This is a genomic window from uncultured Thioclava sp. (assembly GCF_913064665.1).
GTDB classification, from domain to species: domain Bacteria; phylum Pseudomonadota; class Alphaproteobacteria; order Rhodobacterales; family Rhodobacteraceae; genus Thioclava; species Thioclava arctica.
Genome location: NZ_CAJYBT010000008.1, coordinates 62,637 through 86,881, shown reverse-complemented (window position 1 = coordinate 86,881; position 24,245 = coordinate 62,637). Strand labels below are relative to the sequence as shown.

The 24,245-nt window shown below is 62.1% G+C and carries 25 protein-coding genes, 1 pseudogene and 1 riboswitch; of the genes and pseudogenes, 17 read left to right on the top strand and 9 right to left on the bottom strand.

Annotated elements, in window-relative coordinates:
* The first annotated feature begins 100 nt into the window (after positions 1-100).
* From QZ571_RS05160 to QZ571_RS05145, 4 genes are all read left to right on the top strand, one after another.
* Complete coding sequence (locus QZ571_RS05160) at positions 101-1,462, top strand: dicarboxylate/amino acid:cation symporter (protein ID WP_295532620.1); 1,362 nt, start codon at positions 101-103, stop codon at positions 1,460-1,462.
* A gap of 87 nt (positions 1,463-1,549) precedes the next feature.
* Positions 1,550-1,656: riboswitch (TPP riboswitch) on the top strand.
* A gap of 36 nt (positions 1,657-1,692) precedes the next feature.
* The gene (gene thiB / locus QZ571_RS05155) at positions 1,693-2,685 is read left to right on the top strand and encodes a thiamine ABC transporter substrate binding subunit (RefSeq protein ID WP_295532618.1); all 993 of its coding nucleotides are present in this window, start codon (positions 1,693-1,695) and stop codon (positions 2,683-2,685) included.
* Positions 2,661-4,211: a thiamine/thiamine pyrophosphate ABC transporter permease ThiP gene (locus QZ571_RS05150; protein ID WP_295532616.1), complete on the top strand. Its 1,551-nt coding sequence runs from the start codon at positions 2,661-2,663 to the stop codon at positions 4,209-4,211. Before thiB ends, QZ571_RS05150 begins: the two co-directional genes overlap by 25 nt.
* Complete coding sequence (locus tag QZ571_RS05145) at positions 4,195-4,890, top strand: ATP-binding cassette domain-containing protein (RefSeq protein ID WP_295532614.1); 696 nt, start codon at positions 4,195-4,197, stop codon at positions 4,888-4,890. The genes QZ571_RS05150 and QZ571_RS05145 overlap by 17 nt, the downstream gene beginning before the upstream one ends.
* A gap of 22 nt (positions 4,891-4,912) precedes the next feature.
* On the opposite strand, the gene QZ571_RS05140 is transcribed toward QZ571_RS05145, so the two are convergent.
* Positions 4,913-5,614, bottom strand: a complete 702-nt coding sequence (locus tag QZ571_RS05140) for a DUF599 domain-containing protein (RefSeq protein WP_295532612.1) — start codon at positions 5,612-5,614, stop codon at positions 4,913-4,915.
* 80 nt (positions 5,615-5,694) lie between these two features.
* On the opposite strand from QZ571_RS05140, the gene QZ571_RS05135 reads away from it, so the two are divergent.
* From QZ571_RS05135 to QZ571_RS05110, 6 genes are all read left to right on the top strand, one after another.
* A complete protein-coding gene (locus QZ571_RS05135) occupies positions 5,695-7,128 on the top strand; it encodes an FAD-linked oxidase C-terminal domain-containing protein (protein ID WP_295532610.1) in 1,434 nt (477 codons plus the stop codon).
* A gap of 79 nt (positions 7,129-7,207) precedes the next feature.
* Positions 7,208-8,287, top strand: a complete 1,080-nt coding sequence (locus QZ571_RS05130; protein ID WP_295532608.1) for an FAD-binding protein — start codon at positions 7,208-7,210, stop codon at positions 8,285-8,287.
* Positions 8,287-9,561 (top strand): glycolate oxidase subunit GlcF, encoded by a 1,275-nt coding sequence (gene glcF / locus QZ571_RS05125; protein WP_295532606.1) that lies wholly within the window; start codon positions 8,287-8,289, stop codon positions 9,559-9,561. The genes QZ571_RS05130 and glcF overlap by 1 nt, the downstream gene beginning before the upstream one ends.
* A 73-nt stretch (positions 9,562-9,634) precedes the next feature.
* Entirely contained in the window at positions 9,635-10,411 is a 777-nt protein-coding gene (locus QZ571_RS05120; RefSeq protein WP_295532604.1) for a trypsin-like peptidase domain-containing protein, read from the top strand.
* Between the two features lie 13 nt (positions 10,412-10,424).
* The gene (locus QZ571_RS05115; RefSeq protein ID WP_295532602.1) at positions 10,425-11,312 is read left to right on the top strand and encodes a serine protease; all 888 of its coding nucleotides are present in this window, start codon (positions 10,425-10,427) and stop codon (positions 11,310-11,312) included.
* A gap of 136 nt (positions 11,313-11,448) precedes the next feature.
* Positions 11,449-11,904, top strand: coding sequence for an Hsp20 family protein (locus QZ571_RS05110; protein ID WP_295532600.1), 456 nt, complete (start codon positions 11,449-11,451; stop codon positions 11,902-11,904).
* 131 nt (positions 11,905-12,035) lie between these two features.
* Here QZ571_RS05110 and QZ571_RS05105 read toward each other — a convergent pair whose 3' ends face one another.
* The 4 genes and pseudogenes from QZ571_RS05105 to QZ571_RS05090 all read right to left on the bottom strand — a co-directional run.
* The gene (locus QZ571_RS05105; protein WP_295532598.1) at positions 12,036-13,058 is read right to left on the bottom strand and encodes an aspartate-semialdehyde dehydrogenase; all 1,023 of its coding nucleotides are present in this window, start codon (positions 13,056-13,058) and stop codon (positions 12,036-12,038) included.
* A 76-nt stretch (positions 13,059-13,134) separates the two neighbouring features.
* Positions 13,135-13,749 carry a glycosyltransferase family 29 protein gene (locus QZ571_RS05100; protein WP_295532596.1) on the bottom strand — a complete coding sequence of 205 codons (615 nt, stop codon included), beginning with the start codon at positions 13,747-13,749 and terminating at the stop codon, positions 13,135-13,137.
* Positions 13,746-14,771: a glycosyltransferase family 4 protein gene (locus QZ571_RS05095; protein ID WP_295532594.1), complete on the bottom strand. Its 1,026-nt coding sequence runs from the start codon at positions 14,769-14,771 to the stop codon at positions 13,746-13,748. The genes QZ571_RS05100 and QZ571_RS05095 overlap by 4 nt, the downstream gene beginning before the upstream one ends.
* A 196-nt stretch (positions 14,772-14,967) precedes the next feature.
* A pseudogene (locus tag QZ571_RS05090) lies at positions 14,968-15,177 on the bottom strand (MFS transporter); the annotation flags it as partial.
* Positions 15,178-15,304: 127 nt separating this feature from the next.
* On the opposite strand from QZ571_RS05090, the gene QZ571_RS05085 reads away from it, so the two are divergent.
* The gene (locus QZ571_RS05085) at positions 15,305-15,655 is read left to right on the top strand and encodes a winged helix-turn-helix domain-containing protein (RefSeq protein ID WP_295532592.1); all 351 of its coding nucleotides are present in this window, start codon (positions 15,305-15,307) and stop codon (positions 15,653-15,655) included.
* Between the two features lie 102 nt (positions 15,656-15,757).
* Complete coding sequence (locus tag QZ571_RS05080) at positions 15,758-17,365, top strand: mucoidy inhibitor MuiA family protein (RefSeq protein WP_295532590.1); 1,608 nt, start codon at positions 15,758-15,760, stop codon at positions 17,363-17,365.
* A 6-nt stretch (positions 17,366-17,371) separates the two neighbouring features.
* Here QZ571_RS05080 and QZ571_RS05075 read toward each other — a convergent pair whose 3' ends face one another.
* Entirely contained in the window at positions 17,372-17,866 is a 495-nt protein-coding gene (locus QZ571_RS05075) for a CopG family transcriptional regulator (RefSeq protein WP_295532588.1), read from the bottom strand.
* Positions 17,867-17,927: 61 nt separating this feature from the next.
* On the bottom strand, positions 17,928-18,578 hold the full coding sequence (locus QZ571_RS05070; RefSeq protein ID WP_295532586.1) for a carbonic anhydrase: 651 nt from the start codon (positions 18,576-18,578) through the stop codon (positions 17,928-17,930).
* Between the two features lie 166 nt (positions 18,579-18,744).
* Here QZ571_RS05070 and QZ571_RS05065 point away from each other — a divergent pair, with 166 nt between their 5' ends.
* From QZ571_RS05065 to QZ571_RS05055, 3 genes are all read left to right on the top strand, one after another.
* On the top strand, positions 18,745-19,125 hold the full coding sequence (locus QZ571_RS05065) for a hypothetical protein (protein WP_295532584.1): 381 nt from the start codon (positions 18,745-18,747) through the stop codon (positions 19,123-19,125).
* Between the two features lie 62 nt (positions 19,126-19,187).
* Positions 19,188-20,600, top strand: coding sequence for a M17 family metallopeptidase (locus tag QZ571_RS05060; RefSeq protein WP_295532582.1), 1,413 nt, complete (start codon positions 19,188-19,190; stop codon positions 20,598-20,600).
* Positions 20,597-21,433, top strand: a complete 837-nt coding sequence (locus tag QZ571_RS05055) for an NlpC/P60 family protein (protein WP_295532580.1) — start codon at positions 20,597-20,599, stop codon at positions 21,431-21,433. Before QZ571_RS05060 ends, QZ571_RS05055 begins: the two co-directional genes overlap by 4 nt.
* 55 nt (positions 21,434-21,488) lie before the next feature.
* On the opposite strand, the gene QZ571_RS05050 is transcribed toward QZ571_RS05055, so the two are convergent.
* A complete protein-coding gene (locus QZ571_RS05050; protein ID WP_295532578.1) occupies positions 21,489-21,833 on the bottom strand; it encodes a DUF2794 domain-containing protein in 345 nt (114 codons plus the stop codon).
* Between the two features lie 337 nt (positions 21,834-22,170).
* Between QZ571_RS05050 and QZ571_RS05045 the strand changes: the two genes are divergently transcribed.
* A complete protein-coding gene (locus QZ571_RS05045; protein ID WP_295532576.1) occupies positions 22,171-22,626 on the top strand; it encodes a cytochrome c in 456 nt (151 codons plus the stop codon).
* Between the two features lie 30 nt (positions 22,627-22,656).
* Here the strand turns inward: QZ571_RS05045 and QZ571_RS05040 are convergent, their stop codons facing one another.
* On the bottom strand, positions 22,657-23,019 hold the full coding sequence (locus QZ571_RS05040; protein WP_295532574.1) for an I78 family peptidase inhibitor: 363 nt from the start codon (positions 23,017-23,019) through the stop codon (positions 22,657-22,659).
* Between the two features lie 74 nt (positions 23,020-23,093).
* Between QZ571_RS05040 and QZ571_RS05035 the strand changes: the two genes are divergently transcribed.
* Complete coding sequence (locus QZ571_RS05035) at positions 23,094-24,224, top strand: S-(hydroxymethyl)glutathione dehydrogenase/class III alcohol dehydrogenase (protein ID WP_295532572.1); 1,131 nt, start codon at positions 23,094-23,096, stop codon at positions 24,222-24,224.
* The last annotated feature ends 21 nt before the right edge of the window (positions 24,225-24,245 follow it).

The window sequence follows — 24,245 nt, the reverse complement described above, 5'->3', positions numbered from 1 at the left end:
CGCAATCGCTTCGAATACGCCGCGCTTTGCACGTAAAGGTTGATCGATACCAAAACTGCGTCATGCTGACGGAAACAAACGACAGCAGGGAGACGCGTCGATGACAACCACAACACCTCCGCACCCCTCGGGCGGGCGAAAGAAAATTTCACTTACCGCGCAGATCATGTTTGCGATGGTCGCGGGCATCATTGTGGGCGTCATTTTTAACGCCATCGATTCCAGTTTCATCAACACTCAGATCGTAGGCGGGCTGTTTGCGATGGTGGGCAAGATGTTTGTCAACGCGCTCAAGATGCTGGTGGTGCCGCTGGTTTTCTTCTCGCTGATTTGCGGAGTCACAGGGATTGGCGATATCCGCATTCTGGGCCGTGTCGGCGGCAAAAGCTTTGGGCTTTATATGCTGACCACGGCGGTCGCGATTGCGGTTGCCATTCTGATCGCCACGCTGATCGGGCCGGGCAAGGGCTTTGACATGGCGGGGGTCGATACCTCGGGCATCACGGGCAAAGAGGCCCCCTCGGTCTGGGATGTGTTTGCCGGGATTGTGCCGACCAACCCGGTCGCGGCATTCGCCAATGGCGAGATGCTGCAGATCATCTTTTACACGATCATTCTGGGCATTGCGGTGCTGATGCTGGGCCATCAGTCCAAGGGCTTTGTCGAAGCGTCCGAATATATGAACGAGGTGATGATGAAGATCGTCGCCATCGTCATGGCCGCGGCCCCGATCGGGGTGTTTGCACTGATTGCCAAGACCTTTACCGAGCAGGGCATTGATCTGTTCGTGCCGGTGCTGGCCTATGTGCTAACGCTGATTTTTGCGCTAATGCTGCACCTGTTTGGCACATTGATGATCTTTCTCAAGGTGTTCTCGGGCCTGAACCCGATTACCTTCATGCGCAAAATCCGCCCCGCGCAGATCTTTGCCTTCTCGACCGCCTCCTCCAACGCCACCATCCCCGTCACGCTGCGCTGTGTCACCGAGAGAATGGGCGCGAAGAACTCGGTTGCGTCCTTCTGCATCCCGTTCGGAGCGACGATCAACATGGATGGCACCGCGATCATGCAGGGCGTCGCCACGGTGTTTCTGGCCAATGTCTATGGCATCGACCTTGGTCTTGGCGGCTATCTGACGGTGATCGCGATGGCGGTTCTGGCCTCTATCGGGACGGCGGGCGTGCCGGGTGTGGGGCTTGTAATGCTGACGATGGTGCTCAGCCAGGTCGGCCTGCCGATTGAGGGGATCGCGCTGATCCTTGGCGTGGACCGGCTGATGGATATGATCCGCACCGCAGTCAACATTACCGGTGATGCGGTCGTCACGGCGATTGTCGCCAAGACCGAGGGACAGTTGGACATGGATGTCTTCAACGACCCCAATGCCGGCACCGCAAGCGACGATCTGGATATCGACGAGGCCGCCGAAGAGGAACTCGCGCGCTATGCCAAGCCGCATTAACCGGCCCGACGGCACCGCGCATAGCGCGCCATAACACAGATCGCGCCGGGAAAGCCCTTGCACCCCGGCGCGGCGCTCTTTAGTTTGTGACCTACCTCGGGGTGCCGGTGCAAATCCGGCTGAGATGCGACAATCGCGAACCCGTTGAACCTGAACCGGTTAAGACCGGCGGAGGGAAGGTAGTCGGATCTCCCGGCCCCACTCCGCCCGGCAAGCCCTTGGAGTGAGACATGAAATCCACCCTGATGCTTGCGGGAGCCCTAAGCCTGATCGCCACGATGGCGGTTGCGCAGGACAAGCCCGTACTCACAGTTTACGCACCTGATTATTTCACCAGCGAATGGGGCCCCGGCCCCGCAATCGAAAAGGGCTTTGAGGCGATCTGCGATTGCGACCTCAAATTCGTCGCAGGCGACGTACTGCCGCGCGTGATGCTCGAAGGCGATAAGACCTCGGCCGATGTGGTGATCGGGCTCAACACCGATGTCACCGCCAAGGCCCGCGCCACCGGCCTGTTTGCGCCCCATAACGAGGACACCTCGAATCTGAGCATGCCGGTGAAATGGGATGATCCGATTTTTCTGCCCTTCGATTGGTCCGATCTGGCCTTTGTCTATGACAAGACCAAGCTGAAAAACCCGCCCCATAGTTTTGCCGAGCTGCTCGACGCTCCGAAAGACGCCTATAAAATCGTGATCGAAGACCCGCGCAGCTCTATCGCAGGGCTGTCGCTGCTGCTTTGGGTCAAAGCGATCTATGGTGATCAGGCCGAGGCCGCGTGGGAAAAGCTTGCGCCGAAAATCCTGACCGTGACGCCGGGCTGGTCCGAGGCTTACGGGATGTTCACCGATGGCGAGGCCGACATGGTGCTGAGCTACGTCACCTCGCCCGCCTATCACATCATGGCCGAAAACGACGACAGCAAACTCGCCGCGATCTTCCCCGAGGGGCATTATTTCACCCCCGAACTGGCCGCCCAGCTCAAATCCTCGAAGCACCCGGAACTGGCGCAGAAATTCATGGATTACATCCTGAGCCCCGCGTTCCAGAAGATGATCGTCACCGCCAACTGGTCATTCCCGGCCAAGCTGCCCCATGACCAACTGCCCAAGGTGTTCCAAGACCTGCCTATGCCCGACAAGACGCTGTATATCGGAGAGGCCGAGGCCGAAAAACTGCGCGGACCCGCGTTGGAAGAATGGCAGCGCGCGCTCGCGAAATAGCCCCGGCGGCGGTTGCGGGCGCGGTTCTGGCCGCGCTCGTGATCGGCACGCTGGCGGCGGTGGCAATCCGCGCGGGCGGGTTGAGCGGATTGCGCGCCAGTGATCTGGCCGCGATCCGCTTTACGCTGTGGCAGGCGGCGCTCTCGGCGCTGATCTCCTGCGCGCTGGCGATTTCGGTAGCGCGCGCGCTGCATCGCCGCCGCTTTGCCGGGCGCGATCTGCTGATCTCGCTGATGGGCGCACCCTTCATTCTGCCGGTGATCGTGGCCGTTTTCGGGTTGATCGCGGTGTTCGGGCGGCGCGGGTTCATCAACGCAGCCCTGGGACATTTCGGTATTGAACCGCTCTCGATTTACGGCGCGCAAGGCGTGATCGTGGCGCATGTGTTCTTCAACTTGCCGTTGGCCACGCGGATGATCCTGCATGGCTGGCAGGCGATCCCGTCCGAGCGCTTCCGCCTTGCCGCCAGCCTTGGATTTGGTTCCGCCCAAACTACGCGCCAGCTGGAACGCCCGATGCTGCGAGCGGTGCTGCCCGGAGCGTTTCTCGCAATTTTCCTCGTCTGCCTGACCTCTTTCGCCGTGGCGCTGACGCTGGGCGGCGGACCGCGCGCGACTACGGTTGAGCTGGCGATTTATCAGGCGTTCCGCTTCGATTTTGACATGGGCCGGGCCGCCAGCCTTGCGCTGGTGCAGGTCGCGATTTCGGTCACGGCCCTGCTAATCGCGGCGCGCGTGACGCTGCCCGCCAGCTTTGGCGCGGGCCATGACCGCAATCTCGCGCCGATTGCGCAACTCTCGGGCGGAGCGGCGCATACCGTTCTGGACGGGGCTGCAATCGTGCTGGCCGCCGCTTTTCTACTCACCCCGATTGGCGCCGTTTTCGCCCGAGGCCTACCCGCGCTGACCAGCCTCCCACCGATGATCTGGAGCGCCACCGCGACCTCGCTTATCATTGCGCTCGCCTCAACGCTTGCGACCCTGTGCGTCGCGCTGCCCCTCGCGTTGGCCGCGACGCGTCACCGCTGGGCCGAGATCACGGCGATGCTGCCGATGACCGCCTCGGCACTGGTGATGGGCACAGGGGCCTTCCTGATCGCGCGCCCCTTTGTGAACCCCACCAGCCTTGCCCTGCCGATGGTGCTGCTGACCAATGCCGCGCTGTCGGTGCCCTTCGCCACGCGCATCCTGCTGCCCGAGATCCGCACGCTTCAGACCGATTACGACCGGCTCGCCGCCTCGCTGGGGCTGCGCGGGATTGCCCGACTGCGTTTGCTGACGCTGCCCCGCCTCGCCCGGCCCTTGGGGTTTTCGGCGGGGCTGGCGGCGGCGTTTTCAATGGGTGATCTGGGCGTGATCACGCTGTTTTCCGATGGGCAAACCCGTACCCTGCCGCTGGCGCTGTTCCAACTGATGGGATCGTATCGCATGGATCAGGCAGCGGGAGCGGCAAGCTTGCTGCTGATCCTCACCTTCGCGCTGTTCTGGGCGTTTGACCGATTGGGACATCATGCTGACCCTCGATAAACTATTGATCAAACAAGGCGATTTCCACCTTGGCGCCGATCTGTCGATCCCAGCAGGCGCGCGGGTTGCCGTGATCGGCCCCTCGGGCGCAGGGAAATCCACGCTGCTTTCGGTGATCGCGGGGTTTCTTGCCCCCTCTCAGGGCCGCGTTTTGTGGCACGGCAAGGACATCACCCAAACCGATCCCGGTGCGCGCCCGCTGTCGATCCTGTTTCAAGATCAAAACCTGTTTCCCCATCTCAGCGTAACCCGCAATCTCGCATTGGGGCTGAACCCCGATGGCAAGGTCGATGCGCCCGATCACGCCCGCATTGAAACCGCGCTGATCCGAGCAGGCCTTGAGGGGATGGGGGCGCGCAAGCCCGGCCAACTGTCAGGTGGCCAACAAAGCCGCGCGGCGCTGGCGCGTGCCCTACTGCGCGCGCGTCCGATGCTGCTGCTGGATGAACCCTTTGCCGCGCTTGGCCCGGCGCTAAAGGCGGAAATGCTGGCGCTGGTGGCACAGATTGCGCGGGAACAAGGCACGACGGTTCTAATGGTCAGTCACGACCCCGAGGATGCCCGCGCGCTATGCCCACAAACCGTGCTGGTGGCCGATGGTGTGGCGCTTGCCCCCCAAGACACAGAGACGCTGCTGAACGCGCCGCCGCCTAGCCTGCGCGCGTATTTGGGCGCGTGATCGCGGCCCCAAACTGCGGCGCTCAGTCGGGTTTGTTCTCCAACAAAGCGCGCCGCGACTCCGAGGCGAATTCACGCCGCCACAACATCGCGGTGGTAAACAGGGTCGTCACAATCAGCGCGGCCGGGCCAAGCAACCAAGATAGCGTCGCCAGCGCAAAATACACCGAACGCAGCCCGCGATTGAAGCTTTTGGCGGCATTAATATTGATCTGCGCCGCTTGGGCCGCGCGCGGATACGCCAGCGGATCGTCGGGTTCATTGGGCACCGCCGCCATCGCAATCGCGGCATAAGAAAACAGCCGATGCGACCAGACGAATTTCAAGAACGCATTGGCTCCAAATAGCACCGCCGTGATAATGCGCGCCTCCCAAAGCAACGCTGGACCCTGCGCAAACGCAAAATCGCTCGCGATATCGGTTAGCGGTTTAGGATTGGCGATTAGCGCCAGCCCGCCGCCAATCGCGATCAGGGCAGTCGAGGCGAAAAACGTCGTCGATTGCCGCAGCCCATCCACCATCGCACTATCAAAAATGCGCGGCTGGCGCGTCACCAATTGGCGCATCCATTCGCGGCGATAGCTCTCCATCAATTTCCCCATCGAGGGACGATGTGCGGGCGGATGCTCGGTCAACCAGCCAATCGCAAGCCAGCAGATCACCAGCACGACAAGCGCGATCAAATCGAGCGGTGTAAGCGGGCCAAAGAGACTGTTTTCTGTCATGCTCTCTGTTAGCGTGAGAGGAGCGGGCTTGTCACGCGCCAGAATTGGTTATAATTTCTGACCAAACGGGAGGAGACGCCATGCAAATGCCGATACCCAACGCCGATTTGCTTGCCAATAAGGCGCAGATCGTGGCGCGCCTGCGCGAGGTTCTGCCCCGCGATGCCGTAATTGACGACCCCGCCGAGACCCGCGCCTATGAATGCGATGCGCTTTCGGCCTATCGCTGCCAGCCTCTTGCAGTGATTTTACCGCGCTCAACTGCTGAGGTCTCCGCCGCGCTGAAGCTGCTGCACGAACTTGGCGTGCCGGTGGTGCCGCGCGGAGCGGGCACCTCGCTGGCGGGGGGCTCGATGCCGCAAGCCGATTCGGTGGTGTTGGGGCTGGCGCGGATGAATGGCGTGCTGGAAACCGATTACGACAACCGTTTTATTCGCGTTCAGGCCGGGCGCACCAACCTGTCGGTCACCGGTGCCGTGGAAAGCGATGGCTGGTTTTACGCCCCTGACCCGTCCAGCCAGCTTGCCTGCGCGATCTCGGGCAATATAGCGATGAATTCGGGTGGCGCGCATTGCCTGAAATACGGCGTGACGACGAACAATCTGCTGGGCGTGACGATGGTCAGCATGGCGGGCGAAGTGGTCGAGATTGGCGGTGCCTATCTGGATTCTGGCGGGCTTGATCTGCTGGGGTTGATCTGCGGCTCGGAGGGGCAATTGGGCGTCGTCACCGAGGCGACGCTGAAAATCCTGCCCAAGCCCGAGGGCGCGCGCCCCGTGCTGATCGGATTTTCCAGCAATGAAATCGCCGGCGCTTGCGTCGCCGATATCATCCGCGCCGGGATCTTGCCGGTCGCGATCGAATTCATGGACCGCCCCTGCATCCGCGCGACCGAGGCGTTTTGTCATGCCGGCTACCCCGATTGCGAGGCGCTTTTGATTGTGGAATGCGAAGGCTCGGGTGCCGAAATCGACGAGCAGATCGGCATGATCCGCCAGATCGCGACTCGCCATGACCCGGTGGAGTTCCGCGAAGCTGGCTCGGCGGACGAGGCCGCGCGCATTTGGTTGGGACGCAAATCGGCCTTTGGCGCGATGGGACAGATCAACGATTACATGTGTCTCGATGGCACAATTCCGGTCAATGAATTGCCCTTCGTGCTGCGCCGGATCGGGGAATTGTCGAAAGAGTTCGGTCTGGATGTGGCCAACGTGTTCCATGCGGGCGATGGCAATATGCACCCGCTGATCCTGTATAATGCCAACGAGGCAGGCCAGCAGGAGTTGTGCGAACAGTTGGGGGCCGAGATCCTGAAACTCTGCGTCGAGGTGGGCGGCTGTTTGACAGGCGAACATGGTGTCGGCATCGAAAAGCGCGATCTGATGACGGTACAATTCGCCCCCGCCGATCTAGAGGCACAGCTGCGCGTCAAGGATGTGTTCGATCCCAAATGGCTACTCAACCCGGCCAAGGTGTTTCCCCTAAGCGTGACTGAAAGCCGCCGCGTCAGCTAGGGGCGCTGCCCCCGCCTGACACGGCTGTGCCATGTCAGGCTCCCCCGGGATATTTCGAGAATTTGGAAGGCAGGATTTCATGAGAGTTGAGAGCGAGACGCAACTGGCCGAAGCGGTGCGCGATGCAAGCGGCGCGCTGGTGATCCGTGGCGGGGGAACGCGCCCGGTCGGGCGCTGTGTTGGCGAGGCGCTAGAGGTCGCGATTTCGGGGATTTCGCTCTATGAGCCGAGCGCTTTGACGATGGTGGTTGGCGCGGGCACGCCCTTGGCCGAGGTCGAAGCCGCCTTGGCCGCCGAAGGGCAGCGCCTGCCCTTTGAACCGGGCGATTGGGGCAAGGTTCTGGGCACGCCGGGGCATAGCACAATCGGCGGCGTGGTGGCGGCCAACGTGTCAGGACCGCGGCGGGTGCAGGCAGGGGCGTGCCGCGATTCCCTGATCGGTGTGCGGTTTGTCGATGGCCGGGGCGATGTCATCAAGAACGGTGGCCGCGTGATGAAAAACGTCACCGGCTATGATCTGGCCAAGCTGATGGCAGGATCTTGGGGCACTTTGGGGGTTCTCAGCGAAGTGGCGTTCAAGCTGCTGCCCGCAGCCCCGACGCAAGCGACGGTGATCGTGGACATGCCTGCGGGGGCCGCGCAAGTGGCGCTGGCCACGGCGCTTGGCTCGCCCTTTGATGTGTCTGGCGCAGGCTGGGTTCCGGGCGTGGGCGCGGTGGTGCGCGTCGAAGGGTTGGCGCAATCGGTGCAGTATCGTGCCGACAAGCTGGCTACCCTTCTTGCGCCCTTCGGAACAGTGCGGATTGAGCAAGATGGCTCGGGCGCGATCTGGGCGAAACTGCGCGATCTGACACCGTTTGTGGGCAAACCGGGCGATTTGTGGCGCTTGTCGGTCAAGCCTTCAGAAACAGCCGATATCATCGCACGGCTGGGCGGTGAGGTGATGCTGGATTGGGGTGGTGGGCTGATCTGGGCGCTACTGGCCGAGGGGGTCGATGCCCGCGCGCTGGCCGCCCCCTATAGCGGGCACGCCACCTTGATGCGCGGCAGTCGTGCAGACATTTTTCAGCCCGAACCCGCCCCAGTTGCCAAAATTTCGGCGGGTCTGCGCGCGCAATTTGATCCGCGTGGCATTCTGAACCCTGGAAGGATGAGCTGATGCAGACCAATTTCACCGAAGAGCAGCTCAAAAAGCCGGGTATTGCGCACGCCAATGACATTCTGCGCGCCTGTGTGCATTGCGGCTTTTGCACCGCGACTTGCCCGTCCTATCAGGTGCTGGGCGATGAACTGGACAGCCCGCGCGGGCGCATTTATCTCATCAAGGACATGCTGGAAAGCGGGCGTGCGGCCGATGAAAAGACCGTCAAACATCTGGATCGCTGCCTGAGCTGCCTTGCCTGCATGACCACTTGCCCGTCGGGTGTGAATTACATGCATCTCATTGATCATGCCCGCGTCCATGTCGAGAAAACCTACAAGCGCCCGTTGATGGATCGGATGCTGCGCTGGACGCTGGCCAAGATCGTGCCCTATCCGGGTCGGTTCCGCCTTGCGATGGGCGGGGCAAAACTGGCGCGTCCGTTTGCGCGCTTTCTGCCGGACAAGCGCCTGCGTGCGATGGTGGCGATGGCGCCCAAATCGATCCCGCCAGTCTCGCGCAATGACGACCCGCAGGTCTTCGCCCCGATCGGAGCCAAGAAATACCGTGTGGCGTTGCAGATCGGCTGCGCGCAGCGAGCGCTTAACACCGATATCAACGATGCCACGATCCGTCTGCTGCGCCGGCTTGGCTGCGAAGTGGTGGTGCCCAAGGGCTTGGGGTGTTGCGGCGCGCTGAGCCATCACATGGGCCGTGAAACCGAGGCCCATGCGCAAGCCGCGCGCAACATTCACGCCTATCTGGGCGAGGGCGAACTGGACGCGGTGATCATCAACACCTCGGGCTGCGGCACGACGGTCAAGGATTACGGCCATATGTTTCGCGATGATCCACTGGCGGAGAAAGCCGCGAAGGTGGCGGGGCTCGCCTGCGACATTTCTGAATTTCTCGAACGTATCGGAATTCCGGAAGGCACTGGCAATATGCGTGTGGCCTATCATGCCGCCTGTTCGCTGCAACATGGGCAGCAGATCAAATCCGCGCCCAAGGATTTGCTGAAACGAGCCGGATTTGAAGTGGTCGAGCCCACTGACAGCCATCTGTGTTGCGGCTCGGCCGGCACCTATAACCTGCTGCAACCCGAGATTTCCGACGAGCTGAAGCGGCGCAAAGTTGCCACGCTCGAGGCGAAATCACCGCAGGTAATCGCGGCGGGAAATATCGGCTGCATGGTGCAGATCGGCGGCGGCACGGATGTGCCCGTGGTGCATACTGTCGAGCTTCTGGATTGGGCGCTTGGAGGGCCAAAACCCCCGGCACTGGCAGGGTAATTCGCGCCCCGGATGCCACAGTTCAGCCCCATTCGCGCGCTATCTGTGGAGCAAATCACCAGCGGAGCGCCCGATGCGGTTGATCGCCTTTCTCACTGTCCTGATCGGGCTGGCGCTGCCTGCGCTGGCCGATCAACCCTTGCAGAAACTCGACACCGGCGATGCCTCGCGCGGCTGGGAGGCCGTGGGCAAACTTGATCTGGGCCACGGCAGTTTTTGCACCGGCACCCTGATCGCACCCGATCTGGTGCTCACGGCGGCGCATTGCCTGTTTGACAAGCGCACCGGCACAATGATTAACGCCGACGGCATGGAATTTCGCGCAGGCTGGCGCAACGGGCGCGCGCTGGCCTACCGCAAGGTGAAGCGCGCGATTGCCCATTCCTCCTATCATTATGACGGGCCCAAACGGCTGTCGCGATCCTCCTTCGATCTGGCGCTGGTGGAACTGGCACAGCCCGTGCGCCTGCCGCAACTGCGCCTGTTCGAGTTGGATCACACCCCACCAACGCGCAACGAAGAGGTCGGCGTTCTCTCCTATGCAAAAGGCCGCTCCGAAGCGCCCTCACTACAACGCGTCTGCAGTGTTATTGCGCGCGAAAGCAGCACTGTGGTGCTGACCTGTTCGGTCGATTTTGGGGCGTCCGGCGCCCCTGTCTTTACTCTTCGCGACGGAGTGCCGCGCATCGTTTCCGTTATTTCGGCCAAGGCCGAGGTCGGGCACGAGCCGGTCTCGGTCGGCGCGTTGATCAGTGGCGTGGCGGATTTGCGCGCCGATCTGTCCTCACGCGAAGTGCCTGACGGTGCGAAAGAAATCCGCATCAAAGGCGCGAAATTCCTGCGCCCCTGACAGGTGACATCCCATGCCCCCGATGAAATGGCTGCGCAATGTTTTCCCCTTGGTCCTTGGGATGACGCTGATCGCGTCGCCGGTACTGGCGCAAAGTGGGCTGGATGCCCTGTCGCGCCGCTCGGATTTGTTTGGCTGGGAGGCGGTGGGCAAGGTCACCATCGACAACACCGGCTATTGCACCGGCGTGCTGATCGCACCCGATCTGGTGCTCACGGCAGGGCATTGCATCTTTGATCGAGACGCCAAGCGGCCGCGCGCCCCATCAGAGCTGACATTCGTGGCCGGCCAAACCGGCGACAGCAGCATAGCGACGCGTCCGGTGGCACGTATGATTGCTGATCCGCAATATGCACCCTTTGCACCGCTTTCGGCGCAGACTGTGCGCCATGACGTTGCGCTGCTGCAGCTTGCCGCGCCGATCCCCAGCTCGACCGCAGCGTGGTTTCGCGTCGGGGCTGCGGGGGGCAAAGGCACGCAGGTCAGCGTGGTGTCTTACGCGCGCGGGCGCTCAAGCGAGCTGTCATGGCAGCGCAATTGCACGGTTTTCGGACATGCGCAGGGGGTGATCGGGTTTGATTGCGATGTCGATCACGGCTCTTCTGGCGCACCGGTCTTTGACCGCTCGGGCGTGTCAGCGGGCCAGCGCGCGCAAATCGTCTCACTCGTGTCCTCGGGCGGGCGCAAGAATGGTCAGGTACAGGTCTATGGCATGGAGCTGCCTGCGATTGTGGCGCAGCTCAAGTCCAACCTGCGCTCTGGGCGCGGCGTGATTTCGGGGTCAGAAGCGCCCGCGAAAAGCGCTCGCATCCTTGCACCGGACGCGCGGCGCGCATCGGAACCGGGCAAACCACGCATCCTGCGCGGCGGTGGCTCGGGGGCGAAATTCCTGCGCCCCTAGCCATACGCCCCCCTCTTGAATTGGCAAATCGCCACCCCCAAATCATGCTCATCGGGATGCCATAACGGGTCCCGAAATCGAAATAGTCCGGCCCGCAAGGGCGGGCGTTTTACATCGCTCAAGAGAGGATGATGATATGCGAAACTTTGATCTTTCACCGCTTTACCGCGCCACTGTCGGCTTTGACCGTGTCGCCGATCTGATGGACCGCGCATTGACCAGTGACGTCGCGCAGCCAACCTACCCGCCCTATAACATCGAAAAAATCGACGAGAATGCGTATCGCATTTCGATTGCCGTTGCCGGGTTCGGCTCGGATGAATTGGGCGTCGAAATGAAGGATGGCGGCTTGATCGTGACAGGCCGCAAGTCCGAAGATGACACGCGCAGCTACCTGCATCGTGGCATCGCGACCCGCGCGTTTGAACGCCGCTTTGCGCTGGCCGATCATGTCAAGGTCACCGGGGCCAGCCATGAAAACGGCATGCTGCATATTGATCTGGTGCGCGAGGTGCCCGAGGCACTGAAACCCCGCCGGATTGAGATTGCCGGTTCGGCCCCATCCAAACAGGTCGAAACCGTCGAGGCGTAAGCCCGAAGGACGACGCAGAACACGGGCGCGGGGGGACAACCTCCCGCGCCTTTTTGTTGCGGTGGAGGAGAGCAATAGAAAAACGCCCGATGTTTCCCCCGGGCGTCTTCCAAACTCTCGACTGCAGGCGATCAGCCCTTTTTCAAACAGCGATTGCCCAGCGTTTCAGCGATCTGGACCGCGTTCAGCGCCGCACCCTTACGCAGGTTATCAGACACGCACCAAATGTTCAGCCCGTTCTCAATCGTGGAATCCTGACGGATCCGCGAGATGAAGGTCGCATAATCGCCCACGCATTCGATCGGGGTGATATAGCCACCATCCTCGCGCTTATCGATCACCATGATGCCGGGCGCTTCACGCAGGATGTCGCGTGCTTCGTCCTCATCAAGGAACTCTTCGAACTCGATATTTATCGCCTCGGAGTGACCGACAAACACCGGCACACGCACGCAGGTCGCGGTGATCTTGATCGACTTGTCGATGATTTTCTTGGTCTCGGCGACCATTTTCCACTCTTCTTTGGTGGAGCCGTCGTCGAGGAATACATCGATATGCGGAATAACGTTAAACGCGATCTGTTTGGGGTAAACCTTGGGCGCGACCTCTTGGCCGGGCACATACATGCCCTTGGTTTGGTTCCACAATTCGTCAATCGCCTCTTTGCCCGAGCCCGACACCGACTGATAGGTCGACACCACAACGCGCTTGATCTTGGCACGATCATGCAGCGGCTTGAGGGCCACTACCATCTGCGCGGTCGAGCAGTTCGGGTTCGCGATGATGTTTTTCTTCGTGTAGCCGTCGACGGCCTGCGGATTCACTTCCGGCACGACCAGCGGCACGTCCGGGTCATAGCGATACAGCGACGAGTTATCGATCACCACGCAGCCCGATTTCGCCGCGATCGGGGCATATTGTTTGGTCGCATCCGAACCGATCGCGAACAGCGCAATATCCCAACCGGTGAAATCGAACCCTTCGATATCCTTTGTCTTCAGGGTCTTGTCGCCAAAGCTGACCTCAGTCCCAATCGAGCGGCGCGACGCAAGCGCGACGATCTCATCAACCGGGAACTGGCGTTCGGCCAGAATATTCAGCATTTCGCGGCCCACATTACCCGTGGCGCCCGCAACGACGACTTTATAGCCCATAAGGACCTCCTTGCCCGAAAAGAACAAGGGCGCACATAGCGCCTCGGACGCGGAAATAAAAGGGTTTTGGCGAAGATCAGTTGCGAATGATGCGCGAATCCTGCGCGATCAGATTTCCCACCAGCGCGGCTTCGGCGGCAAAATCATGGGGCACCTTGTCGGCGCTGCGTGAGCCTGAAAGCGACAGCGAGGCGAAGAAATCAAACCCGTAAAGATCAAGCCGTGCTAGGGTCGAGCGCGCCAGCATATCAATCAGCATCACCCCCGTTGTGGGCTGCGCGCCAAGGTGGGCCTTGAGCGCCTCATAATCAGCGAGCGGATGCAGATAAAACCCCGGACTTTGCGCGCTTTGCCAGTCAAGCCGCTTGCGTTTATGGCTCATCCACAGGATGCGCCCCGGTGAAATCCGCGCCCGTTCCGCAGCCGGTAGCGAAGTCGCCAGCGCCAGCCAATCCGTACGCGTGCCGTGGCTGTGCGCGCTGGGCATCGGGGCGCGGTTGATGCGGATCACCACGTCATGCGCGTCGATCTTGGCCCCCGCATCGCCTTGGGACAGCGCGCGGGCATTGCCCACCAGCGCCACCGATTTTCCCGCCAAATCGCTCAGCAAATCCGATTGCGTGACAGACAGCGCCGCCAACGGGGCCTCACGACGCAAACTGCGCGCGATCAGAAAGCCAAGCCGCGTCATGCCAACATCTCGCGATATATCGCGACCAACGCGGCGGCCTCGCCCTCAATGCGAAAATCCGTCTCGGCGCGCAAACGCGCGGCCCGTTTTGCCGCAGCCAGACGCGCCGGATCATCCAGAAACGGAGCCGCAGCCGTGGCCAGCGCCGCCGGATCGCCGGGATCAACCAGCGCACCGGTCTCATCCGTCACGATTTCCTCAAAGGCGCCGACGCGGGTTGCCACCACGGGCACGCCGCAGGCCATCGCCTCGATCGGGGTCAGGCCAAAGCCTTCCCAGCGCTGCGGCGCGATATAAAGGTCAAGCACGCGATACCAATCGGCCATCTTGTCGACGCTGACCTCGGGCAGAAACAGGATGCGATCCGCTAGCCCGGCCTTGGCCACCCGCGCCTTGAGTCCTTCGAGAAACGCGCCATGTTCACCCACCGCGCGCCCCATCACCAAACCCGCAACGCCGGGACGTGTGGGCAGCGCCGCGATCATCGCATCGACGAAGGCATCGGTGCCCTTTTGCGCACGAATACGCCCGTAACAGCCCACCAGCAGCCCCTCGACCGGCAGGCGCAGCTGCGCGCGCAGACCGGCTTGATCCAGGGCCGGTGTGAAACTTTCGGTGTCGATGCCATGCAAGATCACGGTGCAGTCGCGCTCCAGATAAGACGCCGTGCGCGCCGAGGTCGCCACAACCCGGTCCATCTTGCCGATCAGCCATTTCGTGTAGCCACTGTGCTTGCGCTGGCTGGCCGAGGTGAACAACAGCTTGAGGCGCATCCGCAAAACATCTCGCAGAAACAGCCCCAACAACATCTCGGTATTGCGCCGCGCATGCCAAACGCGCGTGCGGCGCGGCAGAAACGGCACCCGCCATAGCGCCACATGCGGCAGATGATCGGGCAGACCTGGCCCGGTTGCCACAATCGCGATTTTGCGCGCCTGCAAGGGGACCAGCCGCACGACGGTGGCGGTCACGCCCGACAGGCGGCGCTTGAGGTTGGGGGCGATAACATCAATCTCTGTCATGGGGCGGTTCTAAATCAGACCATCGCCAGTGTCGCGGGTGAAAACGTAAAAAACCAATCCCACCACCAGCGGCACCAAGAAAAACGCAAATAGCAGCCCATAGGCGGTTGGCGGCGCGAAATGCCCTGGGGCCACGTCGAATACCGGGCGCGAGGCAAATTACATCGCCGCCGCCCAGCGCCAGCGTCCAGCCCACCGTGCGACGCGGCCCGATCCGGTCCAGCGCCTCGCCCACCGGAATCTGCACCAGCGCAAAAGCCGCATACCAAAGCCCCAGCAACACCGCCAAATCGCCTGCCGTGACGCCAATCCTATCATGCAAAACTGGGGTCAACACGGCCAGACAGGTCCGGTAAAACTGGCTGAGCAGATAGGCTACGACCAGACAAGCAATGGACAGGCGCATGCAGGCTCCGGGGGCGAAAACTCGCGCCAAGCTGCAAGATGGTGCGCATATGCGCAAGGGGCGCTCTTGCCAAGGCGCGCGCAGGCTTTCACGATAGCGCGGACCCACAAGACAGGAGCGATGCGCGATGGAGCTGACCCGATTGATGCTGCGTCTTTATTTCGGCGATGCGATGCTGGGGCCGGGCAAGGCGCGCCTGCTTGAAGCGATCGCCTCGGAGGGCTCGATCTCGGCAGCCGGGCGCGCAATGGGCATGAGCTACAAACGCGCCTGGTCGCTGGTCGAAACGATGAACGGCACATTTCGCGCGCCCCTCGTGGAAAGCGTGCGCGGCGGCCCTCAAGGCGGCGGCGCGGCGCTGACCGAAACCGGCGAGGCCGTATTGGCCGCCTATCGCGCCCTTGAGGCCAAAGTTACGCAAACCGGCGCGGCAGAAATCGCGACGCTGGGCGCGCTGGTGGCTCCGCCCCAGCCATGATTTGGGCGATCAAACGCGCAAGCTGTCGGGGGCGCGCCAATCCGCCATTGCCTTCGCGCGCGCCCCGGCCCACCCTGATCCCGCTCAAACTGGAGGAAAGCCATGCGTATAACCCTCGTCGCAGCCTTGGTTTTGGGGGCAACCCCCGCCCTTGCCGATACCATCGAAGCCCCCGCCACGATTCGCGCCGTCACACTGTTCCCCCAAGGGGCGCAGGTGGTGCGCGACATTGAGATTAAGGGCGCGGAGGGCAAGTCGGCGCAGGGACCGCATGAGGTTCTGGTGCCGGGGCTGCCGAAAGGCACCGACATCTCGACCCTGCGCGTCAGTGGAGAGGGTGTGCAGATCGGCGCGGTGAGCCTGATCGACGGGCGCGCGCCCGCGCTGTCAGATCAAAGCAGCGCCCAGATCAAGGCCGCGCAGGCCCGCCTGCAACAGGCGCGCGAGGCGCTTGCCAACAGTCAGGATCAGGTCGCCACGATCCGCGCCAAAGCGCAGGCCGCAGCAGATCAGATCACCTTTCTCAAAGGCGCAGGCACGCAGCTCAGTGATCCGGCGCAATTGCAGGCCATGGCGCAGATGGTGGGCGATCAGATCCTTGCCGCCTCTGAACGTGTGATCGCGGCAAAAGCCGATGCGCGCCGCGCCGAAGACGCGCTCAAACCGCTGCAAGAGGCGGTAAAACAGGCGCAAGCAGCGCTGGATGCGCTGCAAAACCCAGCCCAGGATCATGACGTGTTGCGCGCGATGGTCTCGGGCACAGGCACGCTGACAATCACCTCTTTCGTCGGCAATGCTGGCTGGCAGCCAACCTATGATCTGCGCCTTGATCGCGCCGCTGGCCAGTTGGATATGGAGCGATTCGTATCGGTTCATCAGGCGACGGGCGAGGATTGGCGCGGCGTCGATCTGACGCTGTCGACTGCACGTCCGGGTGGGCAATCCGCGCCCACAGCGATTTACCCGCGCCTCGCGCGGATCGGCCCGCCGATGGTTGCGCAACCGCTGTCCAAATCGCTTTCGCGCACAGCAGGCGCACCCGCGCCGATGAGGACCGAAGCGGCAATGACCGACACGGCTGCCCTGCAAATGCAGGGCGAAACGGTGACCTATCACTACCCGACAGCCGTTGATTTGCGCGATGGGGTGGATGATCTGCGCCTGAAACTGGATGCCAAGACGATCCCCGTCAACGTCCTCGCCGAGGCCGTCCCGCTGTCAGATCCGCAGGCCTATCGCGTCGCGGAGGGCAAGAACGAGACCGGTGAAATTCTGTTGCCCGGGCCTGCGAACCTGTTCGCCGACGGAGCCTTGGTGGGGCAAACGCATCTTCCGATGATCGCGGCGGGCGACAAGCTGCGCCTTGGTTTTGGCGCGATCGAAGGGATTCGCCTGACCCGCACCATGCCCGACACCAGCGAAGGCGATCGCGGGTTTATCTCCAAATCGAACGCGCGTCGTGAAGTGGTGCAGATCGAGGTGAAGAACCTCACCGCACAGGATTGGCCGATGCGGGTGATTGATCAGGTGCCCTATTCCGAGCAGGACGATCTCAAGATCGAGACCACGGCGACCCCGCCCGCAACCGAGACCGATTACGACCAAAAACGTGGCGTTCTGGCCTGGCAGTTCGATCTGCCAGCGGGGGCGGACAAACAGTTGCGCACCGAAACCACGCTCAGCTGGCCGACGGATCAGGTGTTGCGCTAACGGGGCTCAGGCGGCGGGGCGCAGCGGCGGCAGCATGAACCGGCGTGAGATCAATGGGGTCTGCGCCGACTCGCTGCGGGCAGGGCTCGCGCCCTTCGCCTCGGGTGGTCGCCCCGGAAACGGTGCGCGATAGCGCAGCACCAATTCCCCAAGGCTCGGTCCGATTTCCTCAAGCGCAATTATGAACCGGTCCGAGGGCCATTCGTGCAACCCCAACCGCTGATCCGCGCCACCGGCGCGCAGCACCAACCCCGCGCTGCGTAACCGTATCTGCAAATCGATCCATCCCTGCGCCTGATCCAACGCCTCCTGCAGCGCCCGCATTTCGGGCAGCGCAAGAGGGAGCGGATCATCCTCAGGCTCGGCCAGCGGGGTGAGCCCAACACGCAAAGCGTGGCGGATCACCTGCGCCGGAGAGGTGTCACGCGCATGCGCCTCGTGTTCGATCAAAGCAATCAAATCGACGGGCAGGCGAATGGAAACGAGTCGGGTCTGTGTCATGCGACCAATCTGGCCCGCGCCTGCTTAACACCCGGTGAACGCGCGCCAGATTCGCTAACAATCAGATCGTTTCAAACTGGTCTGTCGCTGAATCATACTGCTCCAGCGTGCCCTCGCTGATGTCATGGCGCAGCCCGTGCAGGGTCATGCGGTCATCATCCAGCGCCTCGCGCACGAACGGAAACGTCATCAGGTTTTCCAGACTGACCTTGACGGCTTCACGCTCCAATTCGGTCAGCGGATCGGCAGGTTTACGCTCGATCACGCGCTCATAGCCCGGACGCAACAAATTCAGCCACGCCCCGGTGAATGAGGTCTTCTCTTCCAACTCAGGCGCGTCGCCCGAACACATCGCGTGACAGCCGTGCACCCCCCCGCAATTGGAATGCCCCAGCACAATCATATGCGCGATCCGCAGGCTTTTGACGGCATATTCCACAGCCGCCGACGTGCCATGGTGATCGCCATCCGGGGTGAATTGAGGCACCAGATTCGCGATATTGCGGTGGATGAAAAACTCGCCCTGATCGGCGCCAAACATTGAGGTCACATGCACGCGCGAGTCACAGCACGCGATGATCATCGAACGCGGGCGTTGCCCCTCTTCGGCCAGCCGACGATACCAGGCGCGGTTTTCGGCATAGGCAGTGGCGTGCCAGCCTTGATAGCGGCCCACCAAATAGCTTGGCAGCGGTTTAACGTGTTCTCTCATCGGTCCCTCGCGTGGCTTGCTGTCTCTGTCTAAGCGTCAAATAGCCTGCCCGGCGCATGAATTCGAGTAATTTTCGATATCCCATAACCCTTTCTTGAGACCTCTTTGCCAAACTGCGCGAACTGGTGGGGGCCAGCTGGTCAATTGAGTGAAAGGGGTTTTCGGGGTGGCACAAGTATCGCGATTTACATGTGATGAGGCAAGCGCACTCGATCCGGCACGCATTGTCGTGCTTTATGCGCAGCTTGGGCAAGTGGCGGCAGAGCACGTGATTTCAACCACGATGGAGGATATCGCCCAACATCTTGTCGCGATCGAAAAGTCCGCCAAGGCGCATCAATGGGCCAAGATGATCGCAGACCTGGAGTTGATGATCGCACTGGCCGAACAGATCGGGCTTAGCTCGATGGTGCTGGTCGCGCAGGATCTGCAAAGCTGTATTGACGCAAACGATCACATTGCGCAGGCCGCTGTTCTCGCGCGGCTGATGCGGCTGGCGGATCGCTCTCTCACCGAGGTGTGGGATCTGGGTGATCTGCGTCTGTGATCTCTTGCAGGCGCGGCTGAGGGCGCTAGGCTGCGCGCGTCAGCCAGCCGCAAGGAGCCACAATGCCTGCCGCCTTTTCCTTCTTCGCCGAGCGTCCCGCAATGCGCTTTGCGCAAAACGCCGAGGGCGCGCGCCCGTTGATAATGGTCGCGCCCGACGGGCTTGAGGCACATCTCGCCACGCTTCCCCCTGCGCAATCCGCATTCGTGCGCGCGCAAGGGTTTGGCGCGGCAGCAGGCACCGTGGCGCTTTTGCCCGGCGCTTTGGGCGTTGAGGGGGCTTTGCTGGGTCTGGGCGATCTGCAAGCCCGCGAGAAGACACGCTTTGCCCTTTCCAGTGCAGCCACGGCATTGCCCGAGGGCGCGTGGAAATTGCAAGGCGACCTTGCACAGGATGCCTTGCACGAGGCCGCTTTGGGTTGGCTGCTTGCGGGCTACCACTTTGCCCGCTACGCGCCCGATGCGCCGCCAAAGGCCCGGCTGGTCTGCCCCGACGGAATGGATCGCGCGCATCTTGAGGCAATGGCCGAGGGCGAAGCCTTCACGCGCGATTTGATCAACACCCCCGCCTCTGACATGGGCCCGGATGAACTAGAGGGCGCCGCCCGCCTGCTGGCAGAACGCCATGCTGCGCGGGTGACAACCATCTCGGGTGAAGACCTGCTGACGCAGAACTTCCCGATGATCCATGCGGTGGGCCGTGCCTCGCCACGCGCGCCGCGCCTGATCGATCTGCGCTGGGGTGACAGCGGGCCTGCGCTGACGCTGGTGGGCAAGGGCGTGTGTTTTGACACCGGCGGGCTCAACCTCAAACCCGGCGCGTCTATGGGGCTGATGAAAAAGGATATGGGCGGCGCGGCCACGGTGCTCGGGCTGGCCCATATGATCATGCAAACCGGGGCAAAGCTGCGCCTGCGCGTGCTGATCCCGGCGGTGGAAAATTCGGTGTCCGGCGACAGTTTCCGCCCCGGCGATATCCTGACTTCGCGCAAGGGGCTAAGCGTTGAGGTCAACAATACCGATGCCGAAGGGCGGCTGGTGCTCGCCGATGCCTTGGCCTTGGCCGATGAGGACCGCCCCGATCTGCTGCTCTGTATGGCCACGCTGACAGGCGCGGCCCGCGTGGCGTTGGGCCCCGATCTGCCACCGTTTTACACCGATGACGAGGCGCTCGCGACGGCCCTTTCCCAAGCGGCACATGACAGCGCCGACCCGCTTTGGCGCATGCCGTTCTGGACCGCCTATGAATCCAAAATCGAACCGGGCATCGCCGATCTCGACAATGCCCCCTCAGGAGGAATGGCGGGCTCGATCACGGCGGCTCTGTTCCTGCGCCGCTTCGTCACGCAAACCCCGCGATTTGCGCATTTCGACATTTATGGCTGGCAACCTGCCTCCGCCCCAGCGCGCCCCAAAGGCGGCGTCGGCCAAGGCGCGCGCGCGATCTTCACCGCCCTGCCCGAGGTCTTGTCATGAGCGATCATCGCCGCCTGCCCTTTTCCGGCACAATCGCCCTTGAATCGCTGCGCGATCACGTTGCAGCGCAACACTACACCCAAGGCACCCCCGCAAGCCTCATCGCCCCGGTCGCGGACCTGTGCCCCGAACCAGACAGCCCGCGCGATCGCCAAGTGCTGTTTGGCGCGACACTCACCGTGATCGAGCAGTGCGAAACCCATGCCTTCGTGCAATCTGACTGGGACGGCTATTGCGGCTGGCTATCCCAATCCGCCCTGTGCGCGAAAACCACACCCAGCCATAGCGTCACCGCCCCGGCCACACATATTTACCGCGAGGCCTCGATCAAGCGCGGCGAGATCATGGCGCTTTCCATGGGCTCCCGGCTAACGGTGATCGGAGAAACCCCGGACTTCCTGATCACCGCACAGGGCTTTGTGCCCCGCCAACACGCTACACCGCTCACGACACCACTCACCGACCCGGTCGCTGTGGCCGAGGCCCTCTTGGGCACGCCCTATCTCTGGGGGGGCAATTCGCGCAGCGGCATCGACTGTTCGGGGCTGGTGCAAATGGGCCACGCGCTATGCGCACGATCCGTGCCGGGCGATACTGACATGCAATGGCAGGAACTGGGCGAGCCCCTACCCGAAACCGCCGCTTTGCAGCGCGGCGATCTGATGTTCTGGAAAGGCCATGTCGCGATGATCTGTGACGCCCAAACCCTGATTCATGCCAATGGCCACACCATGAGCGTCGCCTATGAGCCAATCGACGCATGCCGGGATCGAATCGCGGCGTCCGGCGACAGCCCCTATCTGGGCTGCAAACGCCCCACCCCTTTCATCTAGCCGCTAAATACTCCCGCCGGAGGCACCCGCCCTCTCAACGCAGGCCCGCATCCGCTCAATCAATCGGGCGGATCAGCTTGCGTTCCAGAACCCGCAGCACGACCCGCAGATCACCGCCCCGTTTCAGCACCTGACCCTGAGGCCCGATCACCGCATAAATCCCTTGGCGATTGCGCAAAGCGGGGCGTTTCTCGATGCGGTATAGCGGCGTTTCCGCCGCACGGCGAAAAATCGAAAACACCGCCACCTCGCGCAGGAAACTCATCGCGTAGTCGCGCCATTCTCCCGCCGCGACCGCGCGCCCATAAAGCGACAAGATCACGTTCAGCTCGCCACGATCAAAGGCAACCTGCGGGTCGGCAGGGCGTTGCGGGAAGGGTGTGGGCGGTTGCACCGTCATATTGCGATGGTATCGCGTCACGCGCGCAAATCAAGACCATCGCAGTATCGTGCGCGGATCGCTTCACCCTGTCACGGCAGGGTCGCGAAAAGGCCTTGGATTTGCCGCAGATCCCACCCGTTCCCGCCGCCTTTGGGCGCAATACAAGGGATAGCGGAAAACGCTGAAAGTCTCGGCGGTGCGCTTAACAGCCCCCACCCAGTTCGCACCGTCGAGACGCTCCGCCCGCATCCAAAGCTCCAACCCAAAAAGTTGGAGCTTTCATTTTCGTGATCGATCCGTGATTGCGCTTGGCGCTCGCACATTGCAGGTTGCCCCAAATCACCGGAGCACCCTGATGAACCGCCTCGTCCGCACCACCTCTCTCAGCCTGTCGCTTGCGCTGGCGCTGGCCGCTTTGACCACGACAGCCCTGGCCAAAGACATTGCCAAAGATCCAATCGCACGCGCGCGCATGGAGCTAATGGATCAGCTTGGCCAAAACCTGAAGATCATTGGCGATATGGCGACCAAGAAAACACCCTTTGATGCTACCGCCGCAGCCGCAGCCACCAGCGCTTTGCGTGCCGATGCCGCGAAAGTCACCGATGCGTTTGAGCAAAACACCAGCGACCCGGCTTCCAAGGCGCTGCCCCGACTTTGGGACAATGAAGGCGAGTTCTGGCAAAAGACCCGTCGACTGCAAAAGGCGGCAGATGCGCTCGATCCCTCCAGCGCGTCAGGCCTGGCCGATGGACTCAACGCACTCGGCGCATCGTGCAAAGATTGCCACGGTCGCTTTAAGGCAGACTGACCCCCCGCCAGCGCAGAGGGCCGCACCGCCTCAACCGCAGTCGATATTGTAAACGTTCCCGCGCGAATCGAGGCGGAACACCACGCGCTGCGGGTTGTAGACTTGATCTTCCACGCCGCGCCATTCCACGATTCGCATCGGCTTGGTGATGCCAAGGCTCTGAATCTGCGCCGCTGGCTGGCCAAGCACCGAGACATAGTTAGCGGCGCCGCATGTGTCGGGCTCGCGCTCTTGCAAGCCGCCTGCGGTCACGGTGGTTTGCGGCGTCAGATAGGGCGTGGGCACCGCCACATCTTGATCTGGCGTTTGCTCAATCGGACCTGCGGGATCGCAAGCCGCGAGCGCCAGCACCGACAACAACACAGCAGGCAAAGCAGAAAATCTGGTCAACATATCGCACCCTTTATTGCATTCACCCGCGCATTCGCGCAGGTTCTTGGCAACTTTTATACCTTGAGGAGACGCCCATGAGAACCCGTGCCGCAGTCGCATTGGAAGCCGGAAAGCCGCTTGAAATCATGGAGGTGGAACTCGACCCACCGAAAGCAGGCGAAGTGCTGATCGAAATCAAGGCCACCGGCATTTGCCACACCGACGAATTCACCCGCTCGGGGGCCGATCCCGAGGGGCTGTTTCCCTGCATCCTCGGCCATGAGGGCGCGGGCGTCGTGCTCGAAGTCGGCGAGGGCGTGACCACGCTCAAGCCCGGCGATCACGTCATCCCGCTTTACACCCCCGAATGCCGCGAATGCCCGTCTTGCCTGTCGGGCAAAACCAACCTGTGCACCGCGATCCGGGGCACACAGGGCCAAGGGCTGATGCCCGATGGCACGACGCGCTTTCACATGCTCGATGGCACGCCGCTGTTTCACTACATGGGCTGCTCGACCTTCGCCAATCACACGGTCATGCCCGAAATCGCGCTGGCCAAAGTGCGTGAAGACGCGCCCTTCGACAAGATCTGCTATATCGGCTGCGGCGTGACCACCGGGATCGGTGCGGTGATCAACACCGCAGGAGTCGAGATCGGCTCGACCGCGGCGGTGTTCGGCCTTGGCGGCATCGGGTTGAACGTGATCCAAGGCCTGCGCATGGCCGGGGCCGACATGATCATCGGCGTCGATCTGAACGACGACAAAGAGGAAATGGCGCGCAAATTCGGCCTGACCCATTTTGTGAACCCCACAAAGATCAAGGGCACGGTCGTCGAGGAAATCGTCAACCTGACCAAGAAGGGTGCCGATCAGATCGGCGGTGTCGATTACAGCTTTGACGCGACCGGCAACACCAAGGTGATGCGCGATGCTCTGGAATGCAGCCATCGCGGCTGGGGCGTTTCGGTGATTATCGGCGTCGCCTCGGCGGGCGCGGAAATCTCGACCCGGCCGTTCCAACTGGTGACCGGGCGCGTCTGGAAAGGCACGGCCTTTGGTGGCGCAAAGGGGCGCACCGATGTGCCGAAATTCGTTGACTGGTACATGGATGGCAAGATCGAGATCGACCCGATGATCACCCACACCATGCCGCTGGAGAAGATCAACGAGGCCTTCGATCTGATGCATAGCGGCGAATCGATCCGCTCGGTCGTAATCTACTGATATTGGCGGCGGGCGGCATGG

What these genes read in the sequence shown, in the direction of transcription:
- QZ571_RS05140 (WP_295532612.1), bottom strand. Translation starts at nt 5,614, where the DNA reads ATGACAGAAAACAGTCTCTTTGGCCCGCTTACACCGCTCGATTTGATC.
- QZ571_RS05055 (WP_295532580.1), top strand. Translation starts at nt 20,597, where the DNA reads ATGAGCGATCATCGCCGCCTGCCCTTTTCCGGCACAATCGCCCTTGAA.
- thiB (WP_295532618.1), top strand. Translation starts at nt 1,693, where the DNA reads ATGAAATCCACCCTGATGCTTGCGGGAGCCCTAAGCCTGATCGCCACG.
- QZ571_RS05135 (WP_295532610.1), top strand. Translation starts at nt 5,695, where the DNA reads ATGCAAATGCCGATACCCAACGCCGATTTGCTTGCCAATAAGGCGCAG.
- QZ571_RS05080 (WP_295532590.1), top strand. Translation starts at nt 15,758, where the DNA reads ATGCGTATAACCCTCGTCGCAGCCTTGGTTTTGGGGGCAACCCCCGCC.
- QZ571_RS05040 (WP_295532574.1), bottom strand. Translation starts at nt 23,019, where the DNA reads ATGTTGACCAGATTTTCTGCTTTGCCTGCTGTGTTGTTGTCGGTGCTG.
- QZ571_RS05110 (WP_295532600.1), top strand. Translation starts at nt 11,449, where the DNA reads ATGCGAAACTTTGATCTTTCACCGCTTTACCGCGCCACTGTCGGCTTT.
- QZ571_RS05045 (WP_295532576.1), top strand. Translation starts at nt 22,171, where the DNA reads ATGAACCGCCTCGTCCGCACCACCTCTCTCAGCCTGTCGCTTGCGCTG.
- QZ571_RS05095 (WP_295532594.1), bottom strand. Translation starts at nt 14,771, where the DNA reads ATGACAGAGATTGATGTTATCGCCCCCAACCTCAAGCGCCGCCTGTCG.
- QZ571_RS05060 (WP_295532582.1), top strand. Translation starts at nt 19,188, where the DNA reads ATGCCTGCCGCCTTTTCCTTCTTCGCCGAGCGTCCCGCAATGCGCTTT.
- QZ571_RS05085 (WP_295532592.1), top strand. Translation starts at nt 15,305, where the DNA reads ATGGAGCTGACCCGATTGATGCTGCGTCTTTATTTCGGCGATGCGATG.
- QZ571_RS05115 (WP_295532602.1), top strand. Translation starts at nt 10,425, where the DNA reads ATGCCCCCGATGAAATGGCTGCGCAATGTTTTCCCCTTGGTCCTTGGG.
- QZ571_RS05150 (WP_295532616.1), top strand. Translation starts at nt 2,661, where the DNA reads ATGGCAGCGCGCGCTCGCGAAATAGCCCCGGCGGCGGTTGCGGGCGCG.
- QZ571_RS05160 (WP_295532620.1), top strand. Translation starts at nt 101, where the DNA reads ATGACAACCACAACACCTCCGCACCCCTCGGGCGGGCGAAAGAAAATT.
- QZ571_RS05035 (WP_295532572.1), top strand. Translation starts at nt 23,094, where the DNA reads ATGAGAACCCGTGCCGCAGTCGCATTGGAAGCCGGAAAGCCGCTTGAA.
- QZ571_RS05070 (WP_295532586.1), bottom strand. Translation starts at nt 18,578, where the DNA reads ATGAGAGAACACGTTAAACCGCTGCCAAGCTATTTGGTGGGCCGCTAT.
- QZ571_RS05075 (WP_295532588.1), bottom strand. Translation starts at nt 17,866, where the DNA reads ATGACACAGACCCGACTCGTTTCCATTCGCCTGCCCGTCGATTTGATT.
- glcF (WP_295532606.1), top strand. Translation starts at nt 8,287, where the DNA reads ATGCAGACCAATTTCACCGAAGAGCAGCTCAAAAAGCCGGGTATTGCG.
- QZ571_RS05050 (WP_295532578.1), bottom strand. Translation starts at nt 21,833, where the DNA reads ATGACGGTGCAACCGCCCACACCCTTCCCGCAACGCCCTGCCGACCCG.
- QZ571_RS05145 (WP_295532614.1), top strand. Translation starts at nt 4,195, where the DNA reads ATGCTGACCCTCGATAAACTATTGATCAAACAAGGCGATTTCCACCTT.
- QZ571_RS05130 (WP_295532608.1), top strand. Translation starts at nt 7,208, where the DNA reads ATGAGAGTTGAGAGCGAGACGCAACTGGCCGAAGCGGTGCGCGATGCA.
- QZ571_RS05105 (WP_295532598.1), bottom strand. Translation starts at nt 13,058, where the DNA reads ATGGGCTATAAAGTCGTCGTTGCGGGCGCCACGGGTAATGTGGGCCGC.
- QZ571_RS05120 (WP_295532604.1), top strand. Translation starts at nt 9,635, where the DNA reads ATGCGGTTGATCGCCTTTCTCACTGTCCTGATCGGGCTGGCGCTGCCT.
- QZ571_RS05100 (WP_295532596.1), bottom strand. Translation starts at nt 13,749, where the DNA reads ATGACGCGGCTTGGCTTTCTGATCGCGCGCAGTTTGCGTCGTGAGGCC.